Here is a 16,019-nt window from a genome sequence, read left to right on the forward strand (position 1 = left end):
TGCTGAGGCAGTCGGTGGTGTCGGTCGGTGCTGCCTCCCGCCGCAAAGACGCGTCCGAGTGGTGCCCATCAGCGCCCTCGGCCCCTGAAGCCCACGGAGGCGGGACTTCGAGCGGTCAGCCCAAGATGATGTGGAACAGGTTGTATCGGCCGGATGGCGTGGCGTGCGTACCGGAAATACGATGAAGGTATGACGAAGCGACGGATTACGTTGACGGTCGATGAAGACCTGCTGCGAGAGGCGGGCGCCGCAGTGAGCGCTGGGGAGGCATCGTCGGTGAGCGCCTGGGTAAACGAGGCAATGGCGGACAAGAGCGAGCATCGACGTCGGCTCCGGGCTCTCGGCGAGGCGATTGCGGACTACGAATCCGAGTTCGGGCCGATCACCGACGACGAAGTCGAGCAAGCACGCCAACGAGCGTCTCAACGAACGATACGAGTCCGGGCGCGGACGCAAGAACTGATGCCTATGGCTTGTCGGCGGTGGGCTTGTTGATGAACATGGCCAGCAGCAGGCAGATGCCGGCGGCGCCCAGGATGAGTGCCGAATAGGCGGTGTCGTCGTGGATGCCTTGATCGAACCAGTCGTTGAAGTAGGTGGTGGTGAGCGCGTCCAGGCACATTGCGGGTGCGAAGAGCGCGATTGCGGCTGAGCTGCGCCACTGCCGGGGCGTTTGCAGCACCCGGAAGCACACGAACATGGTGATCACGGTGACGATCGTCCCGACGATCAGCCAGACCCACCACACGGTGCGGGACTCCGACGGCTCGTAGTTGTCGGTGAAGATCAGCAGGAATAGCCCCAGGAACACGGCCCAGCCGACGACGGCGATCACCATCATCAAGATGATGTGCTGGATATAGGTGAGTCGACTTTGGGTCGGCATTGGTTGCGTGGTCCTCTCACGAAGGGGGCGTCGCAGTCGAGCGACTCCCCAGGACGGTAGTTCTTGACAACGTGGCGTAGCGTCCCGGTGCAATTCCCCACGAAAGGCTCACCATGGCTACGCCGGGCGCACTCCCGTCATTTGGAGGCCGAATCGGCCGGACTGTCGCTGAGTCTGAGCCTTGGTTCGAACAGCATCCCCAAGCACCTACCGGGGCGCCGAATGTGGTGTTCGTGCTGCTCGACGACACCGGGTTCGCCCAGCTCGGCTGCTACGGGTCAGACATCGACACGCCCCACATCGACGCCCTCGCCGCGAACGGCATCCAGTTCACGAATTTCCACGTCGCGCCGCTGTGCTCGCCCACCCGGGCATCGCTGCTGACGGGACGGTCGCAGCACGCCGTCGGCATGCGTTCGGTGTCGAATTTCCAGACCGGCTACCCGAACCAGCTCGGCCACATCACCAACCACGCGGCCACCATCGCGGAGGTCCTGCGCGACGAGGGCTATGCCACGTTCTGCACGGGCAAGTGGCACCTTGCGCCGACCGACAGCGGTTCTGCCGCCGGCCCGTTCGGCCAATGGCCGCTCGGCCGCGGCTTCGATCGCTTCTACGGATTTCTCGAAGGCGAAACCGATCAGTTCTTCCCCGAACTTGTCGCTGACAATCACCCGATCGACCCGCCCGCGCGACCCGAGGACGGGTATCACGTCAGCGAAGATCTGGTCGATCAGATGCTGCGGATGATCAACAACAGCAAGGGTGTGCGTCCCGATCGACCGCTCTTCGCCTACGTGCCCTTCGGCGCTACGCACGCTCCGCATCAGGCACCGCCGGAGTACCTCGCGAAGTACCGGGGTCTCTACGACGAAGGTTGGGATGTGGTGCGCCAGCGCTGGTACGACCGGCAGGTCGAGTTGGGCGTCATTCCGTCGCACACCGTGCTGGCCCCGCTGAACCCGGGCGTGAGGCCGTGGGACGCGCTCTCAGAAAACGAGCAGAAGCTGGCCTGCCGGCTGCAAGAAGCCTTTGCTGCATTCTTGGACCACACCGACGATCAGATCGGGCGGCTTGTCGCCGGACTCGAACATCTCGGCCAGCTCGACAACACGATCTTGATCGTGATGGCCGATAACGGTGCATCCCAAGAGGGCGGACCGACCGGTGTGATGCACGAATTCAGCTTCTTCAACCAGGTGGCTGAGCCGATCGAACATGTCGTCGAGCGGCTCGACGACATCGGCGGGCCCAACAGCCACACCAACTACCCGTGGGGCTGGGCTCAATGCGGCAACTCGCCATTCCGCTGGTACAAGCAGAACACACACGAGGGCGGGGTGCATGTACCGATGGTGGTGCACTGGCCGGCCGGCATCGCGGCCGAACAGCGCGGGACCAAGCGGAACCAGTTCGTCAACGTGTCTGACGTGACTCCCACCGTCTATGAACTCCTCGAGGTCACTGCGCCCGATGTGCACCGAGGATTGGGCCAGCTCCCGGTCACCGGCGACTCGTTTGCGTCGGTACTGGCAGACCCCGATGCACCGGCCACCAACACGCTGCAGTACTTCGAGAATTCCGGGTCGCGTGCCCTGGTTGCGTGCGCAGACGGCATCTGGTGGAAGGCGGTGGTACGGCACAGGCCAGGCGACGACTTCGACACTGAGCCGTGGGAGCTGTTCGACCTCGGGGCGGACCCCTCCGAATGCAATGACCTTGCGGCCGACCTACCCGAGCGTCTTGAGGAGCTCATCAGCCTGTGGTGGGACGAAGCCGAGCGCAACGGCGTACTGCCGCTTGACGATCGCCAAGGCATTTCATTGTTCGGGGCACGGTTGCGAGAGAACTCGCCGCATCCGCCGAGCCGGCGCTACGTGTACCGGCCGCCGCTGTCGCGGATCCCCGTGGCAGCGACCCCGGCTGCCGGTGGCAATCTGTTCGACCTCACCGCCCGGGTGAGCCGGGGCGTGGGCGACGAGGGCGTCATCTGGGCGACAGGCTCCGCAAGCGCCGGCGTGTCGGTCTTCGTCCAGAACGAACACCTCGTCGTGGACTACAGCGCGTTTGGGAATCGCACCGTTGTGGAATCGTCCCTCAAGGTGCCCGAGGGCGACTGCGAGCTATCGATGCGGCTTCGCCGTACTGACAAGGCGGGCGGCGTCATCGAACTGGAGGTGGACGGTCAGCAGGCCGGCACCGCAGATCTGCCGTACATGATGCGGATGATCTCGTCGGTCGGTTCCAGCGTCGGCCACGACTACGGCTCGACGGTGTCAGAGCGCTACGAGGGTTCGTTCCCATTTTCCGGAACCCTGCACGAGGTGGAGATCAACCTGTCGGCACGGACCGAAGCCGACGTCGCCGCCACCGCCCGAGCCGAGATGGCCCGCCAGTAGCGATCTCCAGGGACACTTGTCGCCGCCCCGGTCGCCGAGAGTCGCGTGAGAATCACCCAGCGCGTTTGCATAGCGTGATCAGCAATGGTTACGTATGCAACGAGGCGTCGAGCGCCGCCATGGCGCGAGCAGGGATTGCTGGACAAAGGCGCAGGAGCCGCTGCATGGACATGAAGGGCTTTGGGGAGGAATTCCGGGACCCTCGCGAGTACATCCTGCGCGTCACCGAGACCATCTGGGAATACCGTGGCGTGCATACCCTCAACCGCTTCTATTCCGACGGCGTGATCGTTCGCTCGCCCACCGGCGTCGTCGTCGGCAACCAATCGGTCATCGCCGCCACCTTGGCCACACTCGCGGAGTTCCCTGATCGGCAACTGCTTGGCGAGGATGTCATCTGGTGCAGCGATGGCGGTGACGGTTTCCTGTCGTCACATCGGATCCTGTCGACGGCCACTCATCTCGGCGACGGGGCTTATGGTGCAGCCACCGGCACCCGGCTGAGGTACCGGACCATTGCGGACTGCGCAGCGAGAAGCGATCAGATCTACGACGAATGGCTCGTCCGTGATCAAGGCGCCATCGTGCGCATGCTGGGTATCGATCCCAAGAGTTTCGCTGCGCGCCAGATCGAGGCAGAAGGCGGGCATGAGCGCGCAACGCAGCCGTTGTGCCCTGCAACCGACATCGACGGTGGCTACCGAAGCTCAGGCGACGATCACCCTGACGGTGTGCGCTATGGCGAGACGCTCAGCCGGATCATGGCAGGCGATCTGGCCGCCGTACGTGCCGGGTACAACCGCGCCGCCCAACTCGAACTAGCTGGCGGAGTCACGGATCATGGGTGGAGCGGGGCCGATGGCTTCTGGCTGGGTCTGAGATCCTCGTTCCCGTCGGCACGTTTCACGATCCATCACCGAATTGGCCGCCGCGACCCGGACCAGCCGCCGCGTGCAGCTCTGCGGTGGTCGCTCGACGGCGTCCACGACGGCCGGGGCCGCTTCGGCTCGCCGACCGGGGCAGAGGCTCATGTGATGGGGATCAGCCATTGCGAATTCGGACCAGATGGCATCGCTCGCGAGTGGGTGCTGATCGACGACACGGCTGTGTGGAAGCAGATCCTCCTGCACACTGGCTGAGGACTGCGTTCGCAGCATGCAGGTCAGGGGATCATGCCGCGTCGCGCTTGACAGAATGACTACGTATTCATAGGGTTCGCAGCGTGGCAGGGGACAGCACGCATCCCGGAGTCCGGACGCGCCCCGCGACCTCCACGGACGTGGCTGTTGAGGCCGGTGTCTCGCAGGCAACCGTGGCACGTACGTTCTCAGCCCCGCACCTGGTCTCTGAGCGGACACGCGAACGGGTCGGCGAGGCGGCCGCCAGGCTCGGCTATGCCCCCAATGCCTTCGCTCGGGGGCTCAAGTCCCGGCAGAGCAATGTGGTGGGTGCGGTGGTGCCCGCATATGGCGAGTACTGGCAGAACGTTCTCGCTGCGGTCACTCGTGAACTCGGAACCCGGGGGCGCCAACTGTTGCTCTTCAGCTTCGCTGATCCAGGCGAGGTCGACGATGTGCTCGACATCGTCCGCCAGTACCGCGTCAGCGGGCTGTTGCTCGCCTCGGCCAGCATCCGCCCGGACCAACTCAGTGCGATGCGTCGCCAGTCGAGCCCGACTGTGGCGTTCAACCAGCCGGCTGCCGCTGGACTGGTCTCATCGGTGTCGGTGGACAACGAAGCCGGTTGCCGGCTGCTGGCGTGCCACCTCGTCGATCAAGGCTGCCGTACCGCAGTCTTCGTCGGTGGGGTGTCGTCGATCTCGACCGATCAAGCCCGTTACCGGGGCGCAGCGCGCGAAATGGGTGATCACGGGGTCGCGCTGCCTTACGTCGAGGCCGGCGCGTTCAGCTACGACGCGGGCTATGCCTGCGCTGAGCGCATCGCACGGCTCGCGCCTGACGCTGTCATGGTGGGCAGCGACGAAGTCGCATTCGGCGTGATCGACGGGTTGGAATCGCGGGGCGTCCGTGTTCCGGGCGACATCGCTGTGACGGGGTTCGACGGCCTGCCGCAGGCCTCGTGGGCGGGAATTGATCTGACAACGCTCGTGCAGCCGACCGAACTGCTCGCACGGCATGCGGCCGAGCTTCTGGTCGACGCCGCGTCGGCGGCGCGGCCGAGCGACGTTGTCGTAGACGGCCATCTGCGCATCGGCCGAACCACAAAGCGCAACGGCCGATGACGACGCCCGCGCCACGTATCACTGAGGCCGGGCTGGTCGCACGCATCGTGGAGCCCGAGGACTTTGTGGCCGACACAGAGGCCTTTGTGGACGTCCGCATCGAGCGTTCCAAGGGCAAGGCCAGCTACTCCTTCGTGGGCCCTGGCGTCTCGCAGAATGCCGGCCAGCACGTCAGCATTGCCGAGCCGCACGGGTTCAACGTGGGCGCAGCCACGATGCCAAGCGGCATCTACAACAATGCCCATCTGCACTACACGCCCGAGGTGTTCATCTGCACGCGCGGGAGTTGGCGGGTCGATATCGGCCGCCAGCGCGAGCAGTCTGTCGAACTGGCGCCCAACGCTGTCTTCTCGGCGCCGACATGGGTGTTCCGCGGTTTCGAGAACACCGGTCCCGACGACGGATTCCTGTTCGTCGTGCTCGGTGGTGACGACACCGGCGGGATCATCTGGGAGCCGAGGGTGCTGCGCGAGGCAGCTGAAACCGGCATGTACCTCGGGCGTGACCATGCGCTCATTGACGGTCGAAACGGTGTTGTCCCCGACGACCTCCTCGAGCCGTTGAGCGACGAGCAGCTCGCTGGCATCGACAGCTACAGCACGCCCGAGCTCGACCATTGCCTCGTGGAACCTGATCGGCTGTGTTGGTCAACGGCTGGCCTGCTGTCGACGGTTCTCGGCCTGCAGCACGCTGTGGAGCTGGCGCCGGTCATCGGGTACGGGCTGTCCCAGGACCGGCGAAGCCGGCCTCCGATCCGCACGCCGCACGGCTTCGCTCTTGAATGGCTGCGGGCCGACCCGGGGGCATCGACGGGCCTCCATCGCCACGGCGACAGCCAAGTGCTGCTGCTCATCGACGGTGACTGGGAAGTCGCGCTCAACGAGCCGGCCCATCAAGTCTGCGCGAGGCCCGTCATGGGTTCGCTCGCATCTGTCCCCGCATCGGCATGGCGGGATCTGCGCAATGTCGGCACGACGCCGGCGCACGCAGTGATCGTCACCGGTGGCGACGGCCCCAGCCGGGTCGAATGGCCGGCAGAAATGCTGGCACGCGCCTCCGATGCGGGTTTCGGTCTCGACGCGGCCGGCTATGTCGCGCCGCTCGAGTTGTTGGGAACCGGGTCCTGAGCCCCGATTCCCGTTCGCATGCATCACCCGGGAGGGAACCTCATGATGACCACCAAAGGGAAGGCGTGGCGGCTGATCGCTGTCCTTCTCACCTTCGTGCTGCTGGCTGCGGCCTGTGGCGACGACGACGACGATGATGGCGGCGGCGGGTCGTCTCCAAGCGCGACGACCGCCGAGCCCGATGCCTCATCCGACGACGATAGGGACGATGAATCCACGGATGACGACGCCATGGACGACGAGCACATGGACGACGCCATGGATAACGCCATGGACGACGATATGGGCGACGACGGCGACATGGAAGACGAGTCCTCCGACGACGGGGACATGATGGAAGCTGAGCTGATCTCCGACGAGTGCCCGATTCCCAACCCGTCTGAGGAGATCGAGATCGACGCGATTGGCTGGGAATTCCCCATCATCACCCAGTACGCCGAAGAGCTGGAGGATTGCGAGGAGGGCAACTACCGCTTCAACCTGCAGTTCCTCGACAGCGTCGAGGCTCGCAGCGCGATGACCCAAGACGCAGCGACCGGGTCGCCCACCTTCGAGCTGTACCAGGGCTCGAATGCGTTCATCGGCGAGCTGGCCAATCAAGGCTTCCTCATGCCGCTCAACGATCTCGTCGCCAAGTACAGCGACCAGTTCGACCTCGATGAGATCGACGACGCGTTCTGGGCAATGGCCTCGATCGGCGACCGGATCTACGCGGTGCCCATGGTGTCGAACACGATGCACGTCTTCTACAACAAGCCGGCGCTGGAAGAACTCGGCCTGGCGGTGCCGACAACCTTCGACGAGGCATTCCAGACGTGCCAGGCGGTCATCGAGGGCGGCTACGACATCGGCTTCTTGTACATGCTGTCGGCCGGCTGGGCATGGCAGATCGAGTTCGACTCGGTCCTGGGATCGATGGGCGTCACGCCGATCGATCCGCAGACGGGCGAGCCGAACTTCAACAGCCCCGAGGGTGTTGCAGCGGCCACGACCCTCAAGCGGATGGTCGACGAGTGCGCGCCGGGCATCGCCAGCTCGTACAGCACCGATGATGTGCAAGCGGCCTTCCAGACCCGTGAGGCGATTCTGGGCCACACATGGGCCTCGCGCGCAGCGGGCATGGACGATCCCGAGGCATCGATCGTCGTGGGCGAGATCGAGTTCGCGCCCGCATTGGGCACCGGCAGCGGCATCCTTGCCGCGCCTGCCTATATCGATGGCTGGGGCATTCCTGTCGGCACGCCCGCCGACAAGGTGGAAGCGATCTTCCTGGCGATGCTCGCAGCCACCGACTTGGAGAGCATGCAGGCCGCCGCTGAGTTCGGCTTGGTCACCCGCAACGGGGTGAGCCATCCCAACGGCCCACGCGACGCCGCCGCAGCGCAAGCAAGCTTGGTGAACGGACGTGGCGCCGACCTGACGCATCCCGCTGCGGGCATCGCCCGGGCCAAGCTGGGCGAGGCGCTCATCACGATCCTCGACGGCACGCCCGTTTCGGAGGCGCTCGCGGCCGCCGAGGCTGCGTATCGCGCCGAAGCCGGCGATCAGGGGCTGCTCAACTAGACCAGCAGCTCATCGGGTTCCCTCCGTGTACCTGGGGCGGCACCGTGTTGCGGTGTCGCCCCAGGGCAGCGGGAGCGGGGAACACGGCGGGAAGGCTCGGCTGCCGGTGCCTGTCGGCTTCTCGCAGAACCAAGGGCATGGAGTGAGTCGAAGGGGGACCTGAGTGGAACGCAGGACGTTCTGGTTCTTCACCGTCCCCAGCGTCGCGGTGATGGTGCTGCTCATGGTCGTGCCCTTGGCGACGACCGTCTGGCTGGGCTTCCATCGGCTGCTGCTGCGCGATCTCAAGAATCCCACGTGGATCGGGCTGCAGAACTACACCGACATCCTGACCGATCCCGAGTTCTGGGCCGCGTTCCGTTGGACGATGCTGTTTGTCGTGCTGGTGGTGCCCATTCAGATGGTGCTCGGGCTCGCCGTGGCGCTGATGCTGGACCGGGTGGTGCGCGGGCGCAGCTTCTACATGGCTGCGCTGTTGACCCCGTTCATCGTCACTCCGGTCGTGGGGTCGCTGGTGTACAAGGACCTGTTCGACCGGGGCGGGTTGATCGCATGGCTCTGGCAGGTGATCTTCGACGACCCGTTCCAGATCACTTCAGGCAATGTTCGCTATCTCATCGTGATCCAGGCGGTGTGGGCAGTCATGCCGTTTGCGATGATCACGTTCTTTGCCGGGATGCAGACGCTCCCTTCCGAACGGCTCGAGGCGGCGGCCATCGACGGTGCAGGATTCTGGCGCAATCTGTGGCATGTGGTCCTGCCGCACCTGCGCACGCTGGTGCTGTTCGTCGGGCTGATCTCGGTGATGGACATGTACCGGATATACGACCAAGTATTCGTGTGGACCGGGAACCGCTTCACCGATGCGCACACGCTGCAGGTGTACAACGTCCGCATCGCAACAGCGTTTGACATCGGCAGGGTGGGCAAGGGCAATGCGATGGCGGTGCTGACCGTCATCGGCATTCTCGTGGTGCTGGTCCCATTCTTGTACCGGTCCTACAAGGACCAGATTTCGGAGCGCACATGAGTGCGCTCGCGTTGGACCCGGTGCGCGCCTGACATGCGCGGCACCTCCACCACGGCCCGCCGCGTCGCGCGGCGCGTGCCGCTGCACGTCATGCTCGGGGTGCTGTGCATCTGGTCGGTGCTGCCGTTCCTGTGGACCGTGCAGACATCGGTCAAGTTCACGCGGGACGTCCTGGCGCGCGAGCCCGTGCTGTGGGGATACGAGACCACGGCCAACGCCTACCGGGCATTCTGGTTGGGCGACGACGACGTCGGCATGTGGGGGGTGCTCGCCTACATCGCCGCGGCGGGGCTCATCGCTGCGCTGGCCGGGTTGATCGGAAAGCGGATGCGGCGCGGCTGGCCGTGGTTCTGCGGCGCCGGCGTCGTCCTGCTCGCAGCAATGTGGCGATTCCCGAAGATCTGGGAGACCAACGACGAGTACGACTTCCTGGTGAACAGCATCGTAGTGACGATTCTCACGATGCTGATCTCGCTGTCGATCGGGCTGCTGGCCGGCTATGGGCTCGCTCGATTCACGGGCATCTCAGGTGCCGTCATCCTCATCGTGGCCTTGGGTTTCAGGGCACTTCCTCGAAGCGCATTCGTACTGCCGTACTTTTTCGGCGCCACGTGGATCGACGACTGGCTGGAGTCCAGCGGCGTCGGCACCTTCGACTTTCCGCTGATAGATGTGCCGTTCATCGACCAGCTGCAGCTGCTCGACACCCGCCTCGTGCTGGTGCTGGCGCTGGTGGCGGTCAACCAGCCGTTCACCATCTGGATGTTCCGCAGCTTCTTCATGGATGTGCCCAAGGAGCTGGAGGAGGCCGCCATGATGGACGGCGCCACCCGGCTGCAGGCATTCCGCAAGGTGATCATCCCGGTGATGTGGCCCGCCATCATCGCCACGGGGCTGTTCACGATGCTGCTGGCCTACAACGAGTTCCTCTTCGTGCGGGTGCTTGCCCCCACGGAGTGGACGCTGCCGGTGGCCATCGTCTCGCTGACGGGTGGCGAGAGCAGCCGCACGATTACCGAAGCAGCGGCGGCCTCGGTGTCCATCACGCTGCCGATCGTGATCGTGATCATCTTGTTCCAGAAGCACTTGGTGAAGGGCCTCGGTGCGGGTGCGGTGAAGGGCTGATCTGTGGCAGAGAACATTCATGGACACGTTCAGCGGGCGAAGTCGGTGGTCTTGGACTATCACCGTGCAATCGACGGCGTCCTCGCGCATCCGCGCCGCAGCGGGGGCGGCGCTGCCGATGACATCGTCGGCGCACTGGCATCGAGCACGGCCGAGGGCTTCTTGTGGAGAGGCATGCATCCCTTCTACGAGCAGCATGGCGCTGACGCGGTGGCCGAGGCCTTCTGGGCGCCGCTGCATGCTGCGATGGCACCGTTGCAGCGGCGCATGGACGTGTTCCTGGCCGGAGACAACGATGCAGACGGGGGTGCCACGACATGGGTGTGCTCCATGGGGCACTTCGTCGGGCTGTTCGATGCGGCGTGGCTCGACATCCCCCCGACCCGCCGGGTGATGCCCGTCCGCTACGTCGAGTTCAACCGGGTCGAAGGCGACCGCATCGCCGAGTCGGCGCTGTTCGTGGACCTGATAGCGATCATGCGACAGGCAGGCCACTACCCGCTGCCGCCTGCTACGGGACAGCCGGGCATCTACTTGGGTCCTCGCACCGCCGACGGCGTCCTCGCCGCGCCGCAGGACCCTGATGAGACCGCCGCGACGCTGGAGCTGGCGTGGCGCATGGCGGGCGACCTCGACGAGGCAAACCGGATCGCCGGCGACCAAGGCTCGGACCGCATGCCCCGTGAGGTGCTCGCTCGCTGCTGGCATGACGACATGCTGTGGATCGGACCCGACGGCATCGGATCGTCCTACACCATCGACCGCTACCAGCAGCAGCACTCGTACCCGTTCCGGTTCGGGCTGGGCGACAAGGAATTCCACGGCCATGTCGCCCGCATTGCCGAGGGCTGCTACGCGGCCTGGTTCGGCTGGGCGAACGTCACCAACCGCCCGCGAGGCGGGTACCTGGGCCTGCCCGCCAGCGACCGGGCGGAGATGCGGGTGGTAGACGTGTATCGGCGCGAGGGCGACAAGCTGGCCGACAATTGGGTGTTCATCGACTTGCTGCATTGGCTCTCTCAGCAAGGGCTGCAGCCGCTGGAGCGGATGCGCCAGCTCTTGGGAATCGAGGAGTTCTGACGATGGAGGGCGCCACATGGCCACCGTCACACTGAGCGGTCTGACGAAGGTGTACCCGAACGGCTTCGAGGCGGTCACCGATCTCAGCCTGACCCTTGCCGACGGGGAGTTCTTGGTGCTGGTGGGTCCGAGCGGCTGCGGCAAGTCCACGGCGCTGCGCATGATCGCCGGCTTGGAGAAGATCACCGGGGGCGATCTGTTCGTGGGCGAGAGGCGGCTGAACGACGTCGCGCCCAAGGACCGCGACATCGCGATGGTCTTCCAGAACTATGCGCTGTACCCGCAGATGACCGTCGCTGAGAACATCGGCTTCCCGCTGAAGCTGCGCAAAGTGCGCAAGGCCGAGCGAAGTGAGCAAGTGCGCAGCGCCGCACGCGTGCTGGAGCTGACGGACTACCTCGAGCGCAAGCCGGCGCAGCTCTCGGGCGGCCAGCGCCAGCGGGTGGCGATGGGGCGTGCCATCGTGCGGCGGCCTGAGCTGTTCCTGATGGATGAGCCGTTGTCGAACCTTGACGCCAAGCTGCGTGTGCAGATGCGAGCCGACATCGCCAGCATTCAACGGGAATTCGGTGTCACGACGTTCTACGTGACCCATGACCAGGTTGAGGCCATGACCATGGGGGACAGGGTGGCAGTCATCAAGGACGGCGTGCTGCAGCAGGTGGACTCTCCTGAGGATCTCTACGCCCATCCTGCCAATGCGTTCGTTGCGGCATTCATCGGCTCGCCTTCAATGAACCTGTACGAAGCAACCCTGTCGCGCAGCCTCGAGTCTGGCCGCGGCGGGTCGGATGGCACTGAGGCGGACGGCGACTGTGTGCTCACGCTCGGGGATCAGCGTCTGGCCGTTCCGGCATCGGTGGTCGCAGCGCAGTCGGCCTTGGCCGGCTATCTCGACCAGCCGGTCGTGGTGGGCATCCGGCCCGAACACCTCGAGGATGCCGCAGTGGCCACGGAGCACCCCGACGATCAGCGTCTCGATGCGGTCGTCGGAGTCCGCGAGGCGCTCGGTGCAGAGACGTTGGTTCACTTCAACCTCGACGCGCAGGGAGTAGAGAGCGGTGATCCAGATGCACTGGACGAGATGCGGGACACAGGACGCTGCACTGCCCGTTTTGCAGCCGAGACCCGGGTTCGGGTGGGCGAGCGCATTCGAGTGAACGTAGATGTCCGGAATCTGCACTTCTTCGACCGCCAGAGCCACCTGGCCATCGGCACCTGAACCCGATGATGCAGCGGGGGCCCGAAGAGCCGGTGACGCAGCCAGCCAGAGTGCGAAGCAGCAGGCATCGCATGGGGGAGGTCGAGTCATCAGCGCACCTTGTGACGACATGAGTTCCACCGACGATCTGCACCGCGGCCACCAAGCGTTGCTGCGGCCCTTGCGCGCCGCGCTGTACGACTACCACCCGGCAAGCGTGCGGGCGGAGCTGCGCCGTGTGTTCGCACCCGACGCAGCCGCGCGGCTCACCCATCCGTTCGAAGACCTCGCCGGGCCGGACGGTCTCTACATCGAGGCATTCGCTCCGCTGGCAGCGGCCTGGCCCGACATCGAGCGGCGCGAGTACATCGTCATCGCCGGAGCGGACCCCGGCGGTCAGCACTGGGTCGGATGCGCGGGCTCATACATGGGAACGTTCACCGGCTCGTGGCTGGGCATCCCGGCCACAGGTCGACCTGCGGCGATGCGGTATCACGAGTTCTTCCGGTTCGAGGATCAGCGGATCGTCGAGATGCAGGCCGTCTGGGACCTGCCGGAGGTCATGATGCACGCAGGCGTCTGGCCGATGACGCCGAGCCTCGGACGAGACTGGCTGGTGCCCTCGCCGGCGACCGGCGACGGTCTCGCTGCCGGGCCTCGCGACGCAGCGGAATCGCAGGCGAGCGTCGATCACGTCATCGGCATGCTCTCCGACATGGGGCGCCACCCGCGGGAACCCGCCGAGGCGATGCGCCTTGAGCGCTGGTGGCATCCGAGGTTCAGCTGGTACGGGCCGCACGGCATCGGCACCGGTCGCGGCGTGGACGGGTTCCGCCGATTTCACCAGATCCCGTTCCTCCGGGCGATGCCGGACCGGCGCGGCGGCTACGCCGGCGACGGGCACTTCTTCGGCGACGGTGCCTACGTCGGCGTCACCGGGTGGCCGGGCATGGCCATGACGCTGACGGGCGACGGATGGCTCGGCATAGCGACCTCTGGCCAGCAGATCACGATGCGCAGCCTGGACTTCTGGCGCATCGAGCGCCGGGAGATGCCCGATGGCTCGGTCGAGCGCAAGATCCGGGAGAACTGGGTGCTGATCGACCTGTTGCACGTCTACGACCAGATCGGCGTCGACGTGCTGGCGCGGATGTCCGAACTCGCCGCTAGGTAGCCGGCCAGTGCGCTGCCCGGCATCGACCTGGCCGCAGAGCAAACCGCCTCTGCCACCGCCACTGCATCGCATCTCTCCTGCATCGACCACACAACTCGGCGGCTCCCGCGCGCACAGAGCCCCTACTGCTCGAACCCGAGACGTTCCTGCTCGGTGCGGATGAAGCTGATCACCTTCTCGATCTCGAGATCGGAGATGCCTTCGACAGGCGGCATGTCGCCGAACCACCAGTGGTGTTCTCGAGTGCCCTCACGGATCGCCGCCCGGTATGCGAAGTCGCCGTGGTGGTTGGGTTCGTAGATGATGGAGAGCTGCGACGGGCCCTTGTCAGTGCCGCGCAGGTCGACCCCGTGACACTCGGCGCAGTACTGCTGGTACACCGCAGCTCCGTCGGGAATAACCAGCGCAGTAGCAGTGCTCGTGGGAGCCGTCACCTCAGCGGTCTGTGCGGGGGGCGGCTCGGTAGCCGACGTGTCGCCGGCTTCGCTGGTATCGGCACCGCAGGCTGCGGTTATCACGCAGGTGACAAATATCGCCACGGCGATCCGAAGCCCGGTTGTACTTCCGGTCACAGTACAGATGCTCCCACGAGAAAGGCCGTGACGACGCCGACGCATCCAAGCAGCACGGCCTCAGTGGCCACAGTTCGGAACAATCGCTCGTGTACCGGATCCTCGGCCGATTGGGCAGCGATTCGCGCTGCGACGGGCATATGGACCCAGCGGTTGCGCATCCCCAAGGCTGCGGCGACGGCCACGAGGGCGATCTTTGCGAGCAGCAGGCGGCCCCACGCACTTGACCATAGGTCGGAAAGTTGGTCCATTACGAGCACTGCCATGACCGTGCCGGCAACGCCCGCAAGCACAAACGAAACGGATGCCAACTGAGAAAAGCGCACCAGGTACCGGATCACTTCGCGGCTGCGGCGACGACGCCGGACGACGCTGGCGAGCATCACCAGACCGCCGCTCCACACGCCGGCAGCGCTCACGTGGGCCAGGTTGGCCACCGTGTGCAACCACCTCGGTCCCTCGGTGACTGTATGACCGTCAAGGGAATACGCCGCAACAATCCCGACGGCGCCGACGATCCCGACCGCCGCCAGTACGGACCTGTCGGGATGCGGTGCTTCGTGACGCGATGCCGTGAACACAGCGAGGCCGCCGACCAGCCGTAGACATGCGGCTAGACCGAATTGCGTCCCGAGAACTCCGGTGATCGCATCGACCGTCCAGATCGCAGACCAGTCGTCGTTGACGATGGCGGCCTGGGTCAGCACCGCGACAATTGCGCTGGCCCCGAGCAGGAGTCCGCCGTAGCGAACCCACGCCCGCAAGCGGGCCCGCTCGAGCGGCTCGTCGCGTACGACGAATGCCATGAACGCGAACCCGCCCACGATGATCAACGTCGCCAACAGGCCCAAGACCCGCATCGAGTCCGCGAACCTCTGTGCGCCGGTCGCTCCTGAGCTGCGGTGCAGTGCCTGCGATGTCGCGGTGCGTTCTGCTCCACCGAGATCTTCCGCAGCCGCGTTCGTCATCGAAGTAGTCGAGAACGCGTTCTCCGCAGTGTCGGGCACCGACGGCGGGTCAGCCACAGTCATCGTCGGCGGGCGTGGATCGTCGTCGCGGGCAGAGCCGGTTGAGCTTGCAGACGCGCCGTCACCGGCTGAGCGAACCCCCTCCGCAGAGTCGGCGGTTTCGTCGGGGAACTCCCTGTCGGACGCATTGCTCGCCTCCCCAGTCGATGCCGCTGAGGGGTCGGGACTCCCAGCCACCGTGAACCCAAATGAACCTTCGACGACGTGGCCGTCCTCGGCCACGACCCGCCACGAAACCTCGAACTGCCCGCCAGACAAAGGCGGTTCGAAGTTCAGCAGCCAAGTCTGCCTGTCGGCAGAGTTCAGCGAGGCAGGACGGCGTTCATCGCCGTGCTCGTCGAACACGGCGACACCGCTCCCGGCCGGTTCGACCGGACGGTTGAACGTGAGCGAGATCTGCGAGACGGGATCGTCGGCGGTTTCGCCGTCAGCCGGTTGCGAAGTATCCAGGCCCGTGTGAGCAGCCGCTGGCGCCTGTATGACGAGCGCAAGCGCGGCTCCGAAAGCCAGTGCCAACATGACGACTCTCAAGCACAGCGATCTCAGGCGCACCGAGTTCGAATCTTGTCGCAGAAACTGGCAATCTGCTGTG

The 16,019-nt window shown here is 65.4% G+C and carries 14 protein-coding genes; 11 read left to right on the forward strand and 3 right to left on the reverse strand.

Going from position 1 to position 16,019, the window contains the following annotated elements; all coding sequences use genetic code 11:
* The first annotated feature begins 189 nt into the window (after positions 1-189).
* A complete protein-coding gene (locus ACOGJB_RS00525; protein ID WP_419838888.1) occupies positions 190-495 on the forward strand; it encodes a hypothetical protein in 306 nt (101 codons plus the stop codon).
* Here the strand turns inward: ACOGJB_RS00525 and ACOGJB_RS00530 are convergent.
* A complete protein-coding gene (locus tag ACOGJB_RS00530) occupies positions 467-886 on the reverse strand; it encodes a DUF5367 family protein (RefSeq protein WP_419838889.1) in 420 nt (139 codons plus the stop codon). The two genes, ACOGJB_RS00525 and ACOGJB_RS00530, sit on opposite strands and share 29 nt — an antisense overlap.
* 113 nt (positions 887-999) lie before the next feature.
* Here ACOGJB_RS00530 and ACOGJB_RS00535 point away from each other — a divergent pair, with 113 nt between their 5' ends.
* The 10 genes from ACOGJB_RS00535 (at position 1,000) to ACOGJB_RS00580 (ending at position 13,827) form a co-directional block, all read left to right on the forward strand.
* Complete coding sequence (locus ACOGJB_RS00535; protein WP_419838890.1) at positions 1,000-3,285, forward strand: arylsulfatase; 2,286 nt, start codon at positions 1,000-1,002, stop codon at positions 3,283-3,285.
* Between the two features lie 170 nt (positions 3,286-3,455).
* Positions 3,456-4,424, forward strand: a complete 969-nt coding sequence (locus tag ACOGJB_RS00540) for a nuclear transport factor 2 family protein (protein ID WP_419840788.1) — start codon at positions 3,456-3,458, stop codon at positions 4,422-4,424.
* Positions 4,425-4,507: 83 nt separating this feature from the next.
* A complete protein-coding gene (locus ACOGJB_RS00545; protein WP_419838891.1) occupies positions 4,508-5,527 on the forward strand; it encodes a LacI family DNA-binding transcriptional regulator in 1,020 nt (339 codons plus the stop codon).
* Entirely contained in the window at positions 5,524-6,654 is a 1,131-nt protein-coding gene (locus ACOGJB_RS00550; protein WP_419838892.1) for a hypothetical protein, read from the forward strand. Before ACOGJB_RS00545 ends, ACOGJB_RS00550 begins: the two co-directional genes overlap by 4 nt.
* A 42-nt stretch (positions 6,655-6,696) precedes the next feature.
* On the forward strand, positions 6,697-8,217 hold the full coding sequence (locus tag ACOGJB_RS00555) for an ABC transporter substrate-binding protein (protein WP_419838893.1): 1,521 nt from the start codon (positions 6,697-6,699) through the stop codon (positions 8,215-8,217).
* Between the two features lie 163 nt (positions 8,218-8,380).
* The gene (locus ACOGJB_RS00560) at positions 8,381-9,247 is read left to right on the forward strand and encodes a carbohydrate ABC transporter permease (protein ID WP_419838894.1); all 867 of its coding nucleotides are present in this window, start codon (positions 8,381-8,383) and stop codon (positions 9,245-9,247) included.
* A gap of 33 nt (positions 9,248-9,280) precedes the next feature.
* Positions 9,281-10,372 (forward strand): carbohydrate ABC transporter permease, encoded by a 1,092-nt coding sequence (locus tag ACOGJB_RS00565; protein ID WP_419838895.1) that lies wholly within the window; start codon positions 9,281-9,283, stop codon positions 10,370-10,372.
* Positions 10,373-10,375: 3 nt separating this feature from the next.
* Positions 10,376-11,452, forward strand: coding sequence for an ester cyclase (locus ACOGJB_RS00570; protein ID WP_419838896.1), 1,077 nt, complete (start codon positions 10,376-10,378; stop codon positions 11,450-11,452).
* 16 nt (positions 11,453-11,468) lie between these two features.
* Entirely contained in the window at positions 11,469-12,674 is a 1,206-nt protein-coding gene (locus tag ACOGJB_RS00575; protein ID WP_419838897.1) for an ABC transporter ATP-binding protein, read from the forward strand.
* Between the two features lie 109 nt (positions 12,675-12,783).
* Positions 12,784-13,827 carry an ester cyclase gene (locus ACOGJB_RS00580; protein WP_419838898.1) on the forward strand — a complete coding sequence of 348 codons (1,044 nt, stop codon included), beginning with the start codon at positions 12,784-12,786 and terminating at the stop codon, positions 13,825-13,827.
* 122 nt (positions 13,828-13,949) lie between these two features.
* On the opposite strand, the gene ACOGJB_RS00585 is transcribed toward ACOGJB_RS00580, so the two are convergent.
* Positions 13,950-14,399, reverse strand: a complete 450-nt coding sequence (locus tag ACOGJB_RS00585) for a c-type cytochrome (protein ID WP_419838899.1) — start codon at positions 14,397-14,399, stop codon at positions 13,950-13,952.
* The gene (locus ACOGJB_RS00590) at positions 14,396-15,946 is read right to left on the reverse strand and encodes a copper resistance protein CopC (protein WP_419838900.1); all 1,551 of its coding nucleotides are present in this window, start codon (positions 15,944-15,946) and stop codon (positions 14,396-14,398) included. Before ACOGJB_RS00590 ends, ACOGJB_RS00585 begins: the two co-directional genes overlap by 4 nt.
* Positions 15,947-16,019 lie beyond the last annotated feature (73 nt).

The sequence above is a fragment of the Candidatus Poriferisodalis sp. genome (genome assembly GCF_965208895.1).
Classification (GTDB): domain Bacteria; phylum Actinomycetota; class Acidimicrobiia; order Acidimicrobiales; family Poriferisodalaceae; genus Poriferisodalis.

Excerpts from the sequence above, each read along its gene's own strand:
- ACOGJB_RS00530 (WP_419838889.1), bottom strand. The coding sequence starts at position 886 with ATGCCGACCCAAAGTCGACTCACCTATATCCAGCACATCATCTTGATG.
- ACOGJB_RS00575 (WP_419838897.1), top strand. The coding sequence starts at position 11,469 with ATGGCCACCGTCACACTGAGCGGTCTGACGAAGGTGTACCCGAACGGC.
- ACOGJB_RS00580 (WP_419838898.1), top strand. The coding sequence starts at position 12,784 with ATGAGTTCCACCGACGATCTGCACCGCGGCCACCAAGCGTTGCTGCGG.
- ACOGJB_RS00525 (WP_419838888.1), top strand. The coding sequence starts at position 190 with ATGACGAAGCGACGGATTACGTTGACGGTCGATGAAGACCTGCTGCGA.
- ACOGJB_RS00535 (WP_419838890.1), top strand. The coding sequence starts at position 1,000 with ATGGCTACGCCGGGCGCACTCCCGTCATTTGGAGGCCGAATCGGCCGG.
- ACOGJB_RS00555 (WP_419838893.1), top strand. The coding sequence starts at position 6,697 with ATGATGACCACCAAAGGGAAGGCGTGGCGGCTGATCGCTGTCCTTCTC.
- ACOGJB_RS00550 (WP_419838892.1), top strand. The coding sequence starts at position 5,524 with ATGACGACGCCCGCGCCACGTATCACTGAGGCCGGGCTGGTCGCACGC.
- ACOGJB_RS00590 (WP_419838900.1), bottom strand. The coding sequence starts at position 15,946 with ATGTTGGCACTGGCTTTCGGAGCCGCGCTTGCGCTCGTCATACAGGCG.
- ACOGJB_RS00540 (WP_419840788.1), top strand. The coding sequence starts at position 3,456 with ATGAAGGGCTTTGGGGAGGAATTCCGGGACCCTCGCGAGTACATCCTG.
- ACOGJB_RS00565 (WP_419838895.1), top strand. The coding sequence starts at position 9,281 with ATGCGCGGCACCTCCACCACGGCCCGCCGCGTCGCGCGGCGCGTGCCG.